Origin of the sequence: Serratia sp. 22264, assembly GCF_052045345.1 — a bacterium.
GTDB lineage: Bacteria > Pseudomonadota > Gammaproteobacteria > Enterobacterales > Enterobacteriaceae > Serratia > Serratia plymuthica.
The window spans coordinates 100,563-112,908 of record NZ_JBQEOY010000006.1 but is presented as its reverse complement, the minus strand read 5'-3'; the positions used below and the strand labels follow the sequence as shown (position 1 = coordinate 112,908).

General features: G+C 60.5%; 8 protein-coding genes. 1 reads left to right on the top strand and 7 read right to left on the bottom strand.

From position 1 onward, the window contains the following. Positions 1-61: 61 nt before the first annotated feature. Positions 62-400, bottom strand: a complete 339-nt coding sequence (locus ACTJJ1_RS19315) for a YegP family protein (RefSeq protein WP_004951963.1) — start codon at positions 398-400, stop codon at positions 62-64. A gap of 265 nt (positions 401-665) precedes the next feature. Here ACTJJ1_RS19315 and ACTJJ1_RS19310 point away from each other — a divergent pair, with 265 nt between their 5' ends. After that, positions 666-935 (top strand): hypothetical protein, encoded by a 270-nt coding sequence (locus tag ACTJJ1_RS19310; RefSeq protein WP_202290641.1) that lies wholly within the window; start codon positions 666-668, stop codon positions 933-935. Between the two features lie 6 nt (positions 936-941). Here ACTJJ1_RS19310 and baeR read toward each other — a convergent pair whose 3' ends face one another. From baeR to ACTJJ1_RS19280, 6 genes are read right to left on the bottom strand one after another with little or no spacing between them, the layout of a single operon-like run. Beyond that, positions 942-1,658, bottom strand: coding sequence for a two-component system response regulator BaeR (baeR, locus tag ACTJJ1_RS19305; RefSeq protein WP_122288723.1), 717 nt, complete (start codon positions 1,656-1,658; stop codon positions 942-944). Further along, positions 1,658-3,040, bottom strand: a complete 1,383-nt coding sequence (gene baeS / locus ACTJJ1_RS19300; protein WP_202290617.1) for a two-component system sensor histidine kinase BaeS — start codon at positions 3,038-3,040, stop codon at positions 1,658-1,660. Before baeS ends, baeR begins: the two co-directional genes overlap by 1 nt. Further along, a complete protein-coding gene (locus ACTJJ1_RS19295; RefSeq protein ID WP_440834906.1) occupies positions 3,037-4,470 on the bottom strand; it encodes an MFS transporter in 1,434 nt (477 codons plus the stop codon). The genes baeS and ACTJJ1_RS19295 overlap by 4 nt, the downstream gene beginning before the upstream one ends. Before the next feature lie 19 nt (positions 4,471-4,489). Further along, positions 4,490-7,570: a multidrug efflux RND transporter permease subunit MdtC gene (gene mdtC, locus ACTJJ1_RS19290; protein ID WP_440834904.1), complete on the bottom strand. Its 3,081-nt coding sequence runs from the start codon at positions 7,568-7,570 to the stop codon at positions 4,490-4,492. Next, on the bottom strand, positions 7,567-10,683 hold the full coding sequence (locus ACTJJ1_RS19285; RefSeq protein ID WP_409443732.1) for an MdtB/MuxB family multidrug efflux RND transporter permease subunit: 3,117 nt from the start codon (positions 10,681-10,683) through the stop codon (positions 7,567-7,569). Before ACTJJ1_RS19285 ends, mdtC begins: the two co-directional genes overlap by 4 nt. Beyond that, positions 10,683-11,927, bottom strand: coding sequence for an MdtA/MuxA family multidrug efflux RND transporter periplasmic adaptor subunit (locus ACTJJ1_RS19280; protein WP_440834902.1), 1,245 nt, complete (start codon positions 11,925-11,927; stop codon positions 10,683-10,685). The genes ACTJJ1_RS19285 and ACTJJ1_RS19280 overlap by 1 nt, the downstream gene beginning before the upstream one ends. Between the last annotated feature and the right edge of the window lie 419 nt (positions 11,928-12,346).

Genomic DNA, 12,346 nt, shown 5'->3' with positions numbered 1-12,346 from the left:
GGATTGATCCCGGTCATAAGAAAAGCGCGCGATGGCGATCATCGCGCGCCGGGTGACGAAGTTACGCGCTTAAATCGCGGACGTCGGTGCTTGGGCCGTTCTTGATCACCGACTGAATGCCGTTTTTCGCGGCAGTTTCAGAACTGTACATTTCACTGACGCCGATCACCTGATGGTTCTTGGCTTTCAGTACAAAGTAAGGTTGATTGCTGGTGCTGTGTTTCAATTCATACTGCGCTTCCTGGGGGGAGTTGGTTTGCACCGAGGCAATGCCATTCTCCGCCGAGGCTTTGCTGGCGTACATCTCACTGCCCAAAATGATTTCGCCATTACTGGCTTTCAGGTTGAAGTGGTATTGCCCATTCTTTGCTTTTTTCAGCTCATAGTGACCGATTGCCATGGTTCCTCTCCTGTGGGTTCCGATAAGTGATGTAAGTGTAGCCAATAGCTTGAAATTGAGCGGCTAATAAACATCCTTTGCGCAGCATAGCTTAAAAAAGACGCAATTTTTTTGCGTTGGCGTTGAATTTCATCAGCAAGGGGCGCCAAAGCACGGGAAGCTAATGGCGATCCCGATGCCCAAATTGCGTAGCTTGCCGCACATTGGATAACGCGGTATTCCGCTGAAGGGCATTGCGCGTTATTGCGCGTTAAGGTTTGCCGCATTGCAAAACAATGCGATTAAAAAACAAGCGAAGCATTTGGATATCGACGCTCAACAGGCATATTCTTGGAAAGGAATTCGTCAAAAGGAGTCAGGGATGGAAAGAAACGCAAAGCAGTTTAGAGACGGCAAAAGCCAGGTTAACCCGGATAATTGGGATTTATTGCTGGCAATGATCGCCAAAACAGAGATGCCCCATGATTTTCTGACGGCTGAGGAACACCGGCAGGAGGTTGTTGACCGCGACCCTTTTCGGAGCGCGGCCAGTTAACCTTCCTTATAGCCCGTTTATCAGCCGACAAGGTTCGGATTCCCAGCGATAGCCCACGCCGTAGACCGAGCGAATAAACGACTTTTCACCGTCGATCAGCTCCAGCTTGCGCCGCAGGTTTTTGATGTGGCTGTCGATGGTTCGGTCGGTGACTACCCGGTAGTCGTCATACAGATTGTTCAGCAACTGCTCACGCGAGAAGACGTTGCCCGGCTGGCTGGCCAGGGTTTTCAACAGGCGGAATTCCGCCGGGGTGAGATCCAGCATCTGGCCTTGATAGCTGGCCTGAAAGCGCGGTTCGTCGATATGCAACTGCGTTTCTTCCTGCTGGTTTTCCAGCGGCCGATAGCAGCGGCGTAAAATGGTTTTCACCCGAGCCACCACTTCTCGCGGGCTGTAAGGCTTGCAGATGTAATCGTCCGCGCCAATCTCCAGCCCCAGCAGGCGATCAATCTCCTCAATCTTCGCCGTTACCATCACCACAGGGACATCGGTAAAACGGCGCAGTTCGCGGCATACCGTCAACCCGTCGCTGCCCGGCAGCATTAAATCCAGCAGGATCAGCGCCGGGGAGTGTTCATGCACCGCCGGCACCACCTCGCTGCCGTTGGTCAGCCAGTGGGTGGCGTATCCCGCGGCCTGCAGATAGTCCACCAGCAGTTGGCCCAGCTTGGGTTCGTCTTCAACAATCATGATTTGCAACGGCTGATTCTGGGATTCCATCATGGCGCCTTATTCATTATCGGGGTGGCAAATTCTACTGTAATCCGCACGCCGCCCAAAGGCGAGTGCGCAGCAAAGATCCGGCCATTGTGGGCTTCCACGATGTTTTGACAGATCGACAGCCCCAGGCCGGAACCGCCGCTGGCGCGGTTGCGCGAGCCTTCGGTGCGGTAGAAGCGTTCGAAAATGCGCGCCAGCTGTTCGTCGGTGACGCCCGGCCCGCTGTCCTGCCAGTAAAGCCGCAGCCGGCCCGGCAACTGTTCTGCGCCAAGCTCCAGCTTACCGCCGGCGTCGGTATAGCGCAGGCTGTTCTCCAGCAGGTTGTTGAACAACTGATTGAGACGATCGGGATCGCCGAACAGCGGCGCCTGTTCCGGCAGCAGGGTGACGATCTCAAGCCCTTTGGCGCGAAAACGTTCGCGGAAGGTGGCGACCGCAATTTGCAGCAAATGTACGCAGTCGACCGACGATTTACGGTAGGCCAGTGCGCCGAGATCGGACAGCGACAGTTGATGCAGATCGTCCACCAGCTTGGTCAGGGTGGTAACTTCCGCCTGCAGCGAGCTGAGTGAAGCCTGCGTCGGCTGGCGCACCCCGTCCTGCAATGCCTCCAGTTCGCCGCGCAGTACCGCCAGCGGGGTGCGCAGCTCGTGCGACACGTCGGCCATAAAAGCGCGCCGCATCTGCTCGTTCTTTTCCAGCGAGGTGGCGAGCTGATTGAAATCCTGCGCCAAGCGGCCAAGCTCATCCTGGCTGTCGACGGTCACGCGGGTGCTGAAATCACCGGCCGCCAGCCGGTGGGTGCCGGCGACCAGCCGTTTGACCGGTGCCAACAGCCCGCGCGACATCAGCCAGGTCACCGCCGCCGCCAGCAGCGTGGAGAGTGCGACTATCATCCAACTGGTGCGTTTTTGCTGCTGATCGAAATTGATATCGGTATTGCGGGTCAGCCGCTCGACCGGCGTGGTGATCACCCAGCCGACGATTTCGTTGTTGTAGCGGATCGGGTGGCGCGGGCCTTCTTTGGGCACCGGGCCGGAATGCCCCACCAGCCGGTTGAATTGATTGTCCACCACCCAAAACTGAGTACGCCAGCCTTTGGGTGGCAGATTATGGCTGCTGTCGCTGTTTTGTTCGAACGAGCGCATGATCTGGAAAACCACCTGATCGTTATTGCGCAGGAAAGCCCAGTTGCCGTGTTGGCTGTACTGCTCTTCCAGCGCTTCGCTCAGCATGTTGGTGCGCTGCTCGTTGCTGTGCTTGATGTAGTCGATGAAGCCGCGTTCAAAGCTGACGCGCACCCCCCAATGCATGGTGATCAACACCAGCATGCAGGTGGCGAAGATGGCCAGGAACAGTTTCCCGGTAATGCCTATTCTCATTTTTGTAACCTCGTTGAGCCGGTGCCCGGCTCTTTGGTCAGCGTACGGTTTGGCGCGCTATCCGGCGGCACGCGGGCAAAGGCCAGCGCGGGCAGGGCGATGATTAGCGCCATACAGCCGTAGCTGTAAATAAATGCGCTGTGTATCGCCGGGCTGTCGGTGACCACCTGGTGATGGGCAAAGCTGCCAATCAGGATCCCGGCGATGCTGACGCCGAGGCTCATGGACAGCTGCATCACCATCGACAGCAGGCTGTTGCCGCTGCTGGCCAGGCGGTCCGGCAGATCTTTCAGCGTCAGGGTATTCATTGCCGAGAAGCGCAGCGAGTTGACCATGCCCTGGAAGAACAACACTACCGGCAGCAGCCAGATCCAGCCGATCATCGCCACCAGCGGGAAGCTCAGGCTGATCAACGCCAGCATCAGCGTGGCGGCCACCAGCACGTTACGGTAACCGAAACGGTTAACCACCCGCACCACGATGCGTTTCATCCCCATGCTGCCGATAATCATCGGGATCATCATCAGCCCGGCGTGGAACGGGGAAAACCCCATGCCCACCTGCATGAACAGCGGGGTCATAAACGGCAGCATGCCGCTGCCGATACGGCCCAGCAGGCTGGCGGTCAGCCCCACCTTGTAGGTCTGGGTTCTGAACAGCCGCAGGGAGAACAGCGCCCGGCTGTTACCGCGCGCATGCCACCAATAGCCTGCCAGCGCCGCAATGCCCATCGCCACCAGCCCGGCGATAGTGGCGATGGACAGCCCCATGCCTTTGTGGCCGTCGAGCGCCAGCGTCAGCGTCGCCATCCCGATCGCCAGCATGATAAAACCGCCGATGTCGAAGCGCCGGGTCTGCATGCGGTAGTTGGGCATCAGCAGCAGCGTGGCGATGGCGCCGGCAATGCCGACCGGGATATTGATCAGGAAAATCCAGTGCCAGCTGGCGTACTGCACCAAAAAACCGCCCAGCGCCGGCCCCATCAGCGGGCCGATTTGGCCGGGCAGGGTGACGAAGGTCATCGCCGCCATATATTGCTCGCGCGGCACGATCTTCATCACCGTCAGGCGGCCGACCGGCACCATCATCGCGCCGCCGATGCCCTGGATCACCCGCGAGGCGATCAGCTCATTCAGGGTCTCCGAACGGGCGCACAGGATCGAGCCCAGGGTGAACAGCACTATGGCGCTGAAGAACACCCGCTGCACCCCAACCCGGTCCGCCAGCCAGCCGCTGGCGGGCAGCATCACGGCCACCGTCAGCACGTAGGAGACGATCACCGACTGCATGCGCAGCGGGTTCTCCCCCAGGCTGACGGCCATCGACGGCAGGGCGGTGTTGACGATGGTGGTGTCCAGCGTCTGCATAAAGAAGCCGAACGCCACGATCCAGAGTTGCCACTGTACTGAGGCGGTGCGTTTTATGATCATCAGTCAACCGGGTTAATCATTAGTGAGGCAGCGGATCCAATTTCTTGCCGCGCCGGAACTTCATCTGCAGCCGGTCAAAATACAGATACACCACCGGCGTGGTGTACAGCGTCAGCAACTGGCTCATGATCAGACCGCCGGCGATGGTGATGCCGAGCGGCTGGCGCAGCTCCGCGCCGTCGCCGCTGGTCAGCACCAGCGGCAATGCGCCGAACAGCGCCGCCAGCGTGGTCATCATGATTGGCCGAAAACGCAGCAGACAGGCCTGGAAAATGGCTTCTCGTGCGCCGATGCCACCGTTGCGCTGCGCATCGAGGGCGAAGTCGACCATCATGATGGCGTTCTTCTTCACGATGCCGATCAACAGCATAATGCCGATCAACGCGATCAGGCTGAAGGGGGCGCCAAACAGCTCCAGCGCCAGCAGCGCGCCTACCCCGGCGGAAGGCAGGGTCGACAAAATCGTCAGCGGATGAATATAGCTCTCGTAGAGTACGCCGAGCACGATATACACCGTGGCGATCGCGGCGGCGATCAGGAACAGCTGGGATTTCAGCGTGTCCTGGAATACCTGCGCGGTTCCGGCAAAGGCGCCGCGCACCGTGGACGGCACACCGAGCGCCGTTATGGTGCGTTCCACCGCGGCGGTGGCATCTGACAAGCTGCCGCCGTCCGGCAGATTAAAGGAGATGGTCGAGGCCGCCGACAGCCCCTGATGGTTGACCGACAGCGGCGCATTGGCCGGCTGCCAGCGGGCGAAATAGGACAGCGGGATCGCCTTGCCGTCTTTGTTTATCACGAACATCTTGTCCAGCGAGCTGACGTCCTGGGTATAGGGCGGCGCCACTTCCATCACCACCTTGTACTGATTGAGCGGCTGATAGATGGTGGAAATCTGCCGCTGGCCGAAGGCGTTGTTCAGCAGGGCGTTGGCGTCGGAGACCGAAATGCCGAGCCGTGCCATGGTTTCACGGTCATAGATCAGATCCATCTCCGAGCCTTTGTCCTGTTGGTCGGAGTTGACGTCCGCCAGCTCCGGCAGCGCGGCCAGCGCGGTACGGATCTTCGGCTCCCATTCGCGCAGCGCGGCGAGATCGTCTGCCAGCAGCGTGTACTGGTAGCTGGCGTTGGATTGCCGGCCGCCGACGCGGATGTCCTGCACCGCCATCAGGAACAGGCTGGCCCCCGGCTCTTTCGCCAGCCGGGCGCGCAGCCGGGCGATCACCTTCTGCGCGTCATCGCTGCGTACCGAAAGCGGCTTCAGCGAGATAAACATCGACCCGCTGTTGGTGCGCGAACCGCCGGTAAAACCGGTGACGTTTTCCACGTCCTTGTCTTCGCGCACGATCTTCATGAAGTCTTCCAGTTTGACGCGCATCGCCTGGAAGGAAATGCTCTGGTCGGCCTGGATAAAGCCCATCAGGCGGCCAGTGTCTTGTTCCGGGAAGAAGGTTTTCGGGATGCTGACATACAGCCAGACGTTGAGCGCGATGGTGGCGAAAAATATCGCCAGCACCCAGCGCGAGTGGCCGAGCACCCAGTTCAACGAGCGGCCGTAGCCCTGTTGCAAGGCCAGCAACATTTTGCCGAAGCCGCGAATGCGCCGCTGCGCGCGCGCCGGCTGGTGGCGCAGCAGGTAGGCGCACATCATTGGCGTCAGCGTCAGCGAGACGATCAGCGACAGCCCGATCGACACCGACAGGGTGACGGCGAACTCGCGAAACAGCCGCCCGGGCAGGCCGTCCATCAGCAGCAACGGGATAAACACCGCCACCAGCGATACGCTCATCGACAGCACGGTAAAGCCGACCTCCTGCACCCCTTGCAGCGCGGCGTTGAGCGGTTTCATGCCGGCCTCGACGTGGCGCGAGATATTCTCCAGCACCACGATGGCGTCATCGACCACAAAACCGGTGGCGATGGTCAGCGCCATCAACGACAGGTTATTCAGGCTGAAGCCGCACAGGTACATGGCGGCGAAGGAGCCGATCAGCGACACCGGCACCGCGACCGCCGGGATCAGCGTGGCGCGGCCGGAGCGCAGGAAGATGAACACCACCAGGATCACCAGGCCGATGGCGATCACCAGCGACTGCTCCACTTCCGCCAGCGAGGCGCGAATGGTCGGCGAACGATCCTGGGCGATATTCAGCTGGATTGACGCCGGGATACTGTCCTGCAACGTCGGCAACTCGGCGCGAATGCGATCGACGGTTTCAATGATATTGGCGTCCGGCGCACGGCTGATCGCCAGAATAATCGCCGGTTTGGCATTGGTCATGCCGGCGTTGCGTACGTCCTGTACCGAGTCTTTGACCTCGGCCACATCCCCCAGCCGCACCGCCGAGCCGTTGTTGTAGTGGATAATCAACGGCCGATAGGCGTCGGCGGTTTTCAGCTCGTCATTGGCCTGGATCTGCCAGCGCTGCTGCGGGTTTTCCACCGATCCCTGCGGCCTGCGTACGTTGGCGCCGCTGATGGCCTGGCGCACGGCGTCCAGCGATACGCCCTGGTTGAACAGGGCGGTCGGGTTCAACTCCACCCGCACCGCAGGCAGCGAGCTGCCGCCGACCGAGACGTCGCCCACGCCTTCGGTCTGGGCGATTTTCTGTGCCAGCTTTGTGGAGGCAAAGTCGTACAGTTGGCCCTGGCTGTAAGTCTCCGACGTCAGCGTCAGGATCATGATCGGCGCGTCGGACGGGTTGACCTTACGGTAACTCGGGCGGTTCGGCATGCCGGTGGGCAGCAGGCTTTGTGCGGCGTTGATCGCCGCCTGCACGTCGCGGGCGGCGCCGTTGATATCGCGATTGAGATCGAACTGCAAGATCACCCGCGTGCTGCCCAGCGAACTCATCGAGGTCATCTCATTGACCCCGGCAATCCGCCCCAACGCACGCTCCAGCGGTGTCGCCACCGATGAGGCCATGGTTTCCGGATCGGCGCCCGGCAGTGAGGCGCTGATCGAAATCACCGGGTAATCGACCTGCGGCAGCGGCGAGACCGGCAACAGGCTAAAGCCAATCACACCGCTGATGGCTATCGCCAGCGTCAGCAGCGTGGTGGCGACCGGCCGGTAGATGAACAGGGCGAAGAATTTCACGGCAACTCCTGCGCATCGGGCTGGCGACGGGTATTGCGCGCCAGTTTGTCAAACAGCAGGTAGATCACCGGCGTGGTGAACAGCGTCAGGATCTGGCTCATCACCAGCCCACCGACCATACAAACCCCGAGCGGGTGACGCAGCTCAGCGCCGGCGCCGGTGCTGAGCATCAGCGGCAGCGCGCCAAGTAATGCCGCCAGCGTGGTCATCAGGATCGGCCGGAAACGCAGCAGGCAGGCCTGATAAATCGCGTCGTACGGCGTCATGCCCTGCTCACGTTCGGCGGCCAGCGCGAAGTCGATCATCATGATGGCGTTTTTCTTCACGATACCGATCAGCAAGATGATGCCGATAATGGCAATCACGTCCAGCTCGCTGCCGGCCATCATCAGCGCCAGCAGCGCGCCGACCCCGGCGGTCGGCAGGGTGGAGAGAATGGTCACCGGGTGAATAAAGCTCTCGTACAGCACGCCCAGCACGATATACATCGCCACCACCGCCGCCAGGATCAGCCACAGCGTGCTGCCCAGCGCCGCCTGGAACGCCAGCGTCGCGCCCTGGAACTGGGTGGTGATGTCTTTCGGCATGTTGAGGTTTTTTTCCGCCAGGGTGATGGCGTCTACCGCTTCGCCCAGCGAATGGTTGCCCGCCACGTTAAACGAGATGGTCGCCGCCGGGAATTGATCGAGATGGTTGACCGACAGCGGCCCGAAGCGCTCTTCGATTTTGGCGAGAGTGCTCAGCGGCACTGTGGTGCCGTTGCTGCTGGTCAGGCGGATATCGTTCAGCGCCGCCAGCCCCGGCGTGGTGCTGACATCGTGCTCCAGCACCACGCGATATTGGTTGGCCTGGGTGTAAATGGTCGAGATCAGCCTCTGGCCGAAGGCGTTGTACAGCGCGTTGTCCACGTCGCTCATGCTGATGCCAAGGCGCGAGGCCGAATCGCGATCGACATTCACGTAAGCCACCAGCCCTTGATCCTGCCAGTTGCTGCTCACGTCCGCCAACTGCGGCGTCTGCTTGAGTTCGGCCATCAGCTGCGGCACCCACAGGCTGAGATCGTCCAACGACATCGCCTGCAAGGTAAACTGGTATTGCGTGCGGCTGACCTGGGTGTCGATGGTCAGATCCTGTACCGGCTGCAGATACAGCTTCACGCCGGGGAACTGTGCGCTCTGCTGTTGCAGGCGGGCGATGATCGCCGGAATGCGTTCACTGCGCTCGCTCAGCGGTTTAAGGTTGATCTGCAAACGGCCGCTGTTGAGCGTGGCGTTGCTGCCGTCGACGCCGACGAACGACGTCAGGCTTTCCACCGCCGGATCTTTGAGGATTTCCGCCGCGACCTGCTGTTGGCGTTCGGCCATATTGCTGAACGACACCGTCTGCGGCGCTTCCACCGTGCCCTGAATAATGCCGTTGTCCTGCAGCGGGAAGAAGCCTTTCGGGATCAGCAGGTACAGCAGCACCGTCAGCGCCAGGGTGCTCAGCGCCACGCCGAGCGTCAGCCACGGGTGGTTCAACACGATTTTCAGCCACTTGCCGTACTGCGCAATCACCCGGTCGAAGAAGCGCTCGGAGGCGGCGGAAAACCGGTTCTGCTTGCGCAGCGATTCGTGGCTCAGCATGCGCGCGCACATCATCGGCGTCAGCGTCAGCGACACCACGGCGGAAATCAGGATCGCCACTGCCAGCGTTACGGCGAACTCGCGGAACAGCCGGCCAACGATGTCCCCCATAAACAGCAGCGGAATCAATACCGCCACCAGCGAGAAGGTCAGCGAGATGATGGTGAAGCCGATTTCGCCGGCGCCTTTCAGCGCCGCATCGAGCGGTTTTTCGCCCTTTTCGATATAGCGCGAGATGTTTTCGATCACCACGATGGCGTCATCGACCACAAAACCGGTGGCGATGGTCAGCGCCATCAACGTCAGGTTATTGATCGAGAAACCGAGAAAATACATGGCGGCAAAGGTGCCGACCAGCGACAGCGGTACCGCGACGCTCGGGATAATGGTGGCCGGCACGTTGCGCAGGAACACGTAAATCACCATCACCACCAGCGCGACCGCCAGCAGCAATTCGAACTGCACGTCGTTGACCGAAGCGCGAATGGTGGTGGTGCGATCGGTCAGTACCTTGACGTCCACCGACTTCGGCAGGCTTTTGATCAGCTGCGGCAGCATTTCGCGAATGCTGTCGGCGGTGGTGATCACGTTCACGCCCGGCTGGCGTTGAATGTTCAGCACTATTGCCGGCTGTTTGTTGGCCCAGGCGGCCAGGCGGGTATTTTCCGCCCCCTGCTCGATGGTGGCGATATCCTGCAACCGAATTGCCGCGCCGTTTTGGTAGGCGACAATCAGCTGGCGGTAGTCGTCGGCGGATTTCATCTGATCGTTGGCGGAAAGCGTCACCGAGCGCGTCGGCCCGTCCAGGCTGCCTTTGGCGGAGTTGACGTTAGCGTTGCCGATGGCGGTGCGGATGGTTTCGCTGTCCAGACCGTAGGCGGCCACCGCCGCAGCGTTGAGCTTCACGCGCACCGCCGGCCGCTGGCCGCCGGAGAGGGTAACCAGACCTACGCCGGTCACCTGGGAAATTTTTTGCGCGACACGGGTTTCCACCATGTCTTCAACCTGGGTCATCGGCATGGCGGTCGAGGTGACGGCCAGCGTCATGATCGGCGGATCCGCAGGGTTGACCTTGCTGTAAATCGGCGGGTAGGGCAGATCGCTCGGCAGCAGGTTGGTAGCGGAGTTGATCGCCGCCTGCACTTCCTGCTCGGCGACGTCGAGCGGCAGCTCGAGCTGGAATTGCAGCGTGACCACCGATGCGCCGCCGGAGCTTTGCGACGCCATTTGTTTCAGGCCGGACATCTGGCCAAACTGGCGCTCGAGCGGGGCGGTAATGGCCGAGGTGACCACGTCCGGGCTGGCGCCGGGATACAGTGTGACCACCTGAATGGTCGGGTAATCCACCTCCGGCAGGGCGGAAACCGGCAGGGAGCGGTAGCCGATAATCCCCGCCAGCAAAATAGCCACCATCAACAGCGTGGTGGCGACCGGGCGCAGAATAAACAGGCGGGAGGGGCCACCGGCGTTAGGTGGCATCGCCTGCATCAGGATTTCCTCTGTGCGAGCGGCTTGCTGCCCGGCGTGGCCGCAGCCGGGGTGGTCTGCGGTGTCACCACTTCAACCTGCATGCCTTCGGTCAGGCGATCGATGCCGTCGGTCACTACGCGGTCACCGGCGTTCAGGCCGGCGCTGATGACCACTTGTCGGCTGTCCTGCACGCCGGTGGTCACGCGGTGCTTGCTGACCTTGTTGTCTTCGCTCAGGGTCCAGACGAAGTTGCCTTCGTTGCCCATCTGCAACGCGGCGGTCGGGATGACAATCGCGTTATGCAGGGTAGCCACCTTCAACCGGGCGTTGACGAACTGGTTCGGGAACAGCGCATCGTCTTCATTGGTGAAACGCGCCTTCAGCTTGATGGTGCCGGTCGTGGTGTCAATCTGGTTGTCCAGACTCAGCAGCGAACCGGTCGCCAGTTGAGTCTGGTTGGTGCGGTCCCAGGCTTCGACGCTGACCGGACCGGCTTTTTGAGCCTTGAGCAAATCGCCGATATTGCCTTCCGGCAGGGTGAACACCACGTCGATAGGGTGGGTCTGGGTGATCACCACGATGCCGGTGGTGCTGCCGCTGGTGATGTAGTTGCCGACATCCACCAGTTTCAGGCCGACGCGGCCGTCAATCGGCGCGGTGATGCGGCTGTAGGTGATTTGCAGTTTGGCGCTGTCGACCGAGCCCTGATCGGCTTTGATCGCGCCTTCGGTTTGTTGCACCAACGAGAGCTGGGTATCCAGATCCTGACGTGAAACCAGGTTGGTTTTCGCCAGTTGCTGGTAGCGCGCCAGATCGCGCCGGGCGTTGGCGAGCGTCGCCTGATCTTTTGCCAATTGCCCCAGAGCCTGCGTCAGTTGCACTTCAAACGGACGCGGGTCGATTTCGACCAACAAATCGCCGGCTTTGACCTGTTGGCCTTCGGTAAAGTGGACGGCCATCAGTTGGCCGTCGACCCGGCTGGTGACGGTAACGGTATTGGCGGCGATGGCGGTGCCCAACCCGGAGAGATAGCGCGGTACCGTCTGTTCGGTGGCGGTGGCCGCCTGTACCGGCGACATCGGCGCGCCGCGTCGGCCACCCGCTGCGGCTTTGCCGCCACCGGCGTGAGGTGCGGCAGAGGCCGTATCTGATGCGGGAACAGCAGTATTGAAGTGACGCCAAATCAGAACGGCGGCAATGACCACTATCACCACAACCAGCAGGCGCGGCAGCAGTGAACGACGTTGGGTTTTTGCATTCATGGTGGCGAAAATCATCTCCAAAAGGCAGGGGTGCGGGCACTCATTGCCACAAAAGTTACACTCCTTACAGAATACTAGTTTAGCCAGTAAAGACGGCATAAAAATGAAGGAAATATGGAGGAAGCGTCAGTATCATCTAAATATATCCGTCATCTTTCAAACCGCAGCGTTGTTGGCTGCACGCAGTTATTCGGCCCATCCATGGGCCTCCCCCTTACGGGGCCGCTGCAAGCAGCGTTCAAATCTGCTTCCGGTAGATTTGTCACCCCAATCACTTACCTAAGTAAGCTCATGGGGACTAATGAGCCTCATCCCTGAGGCCCACCCTTCGGGCAGCACAAGTGCTGTTCAAATCGGTTCCCGACCGATTTGTCCTGCGCTTGCCGCCTGGCTGCAATTTGAAAGCTATAGGATATAAA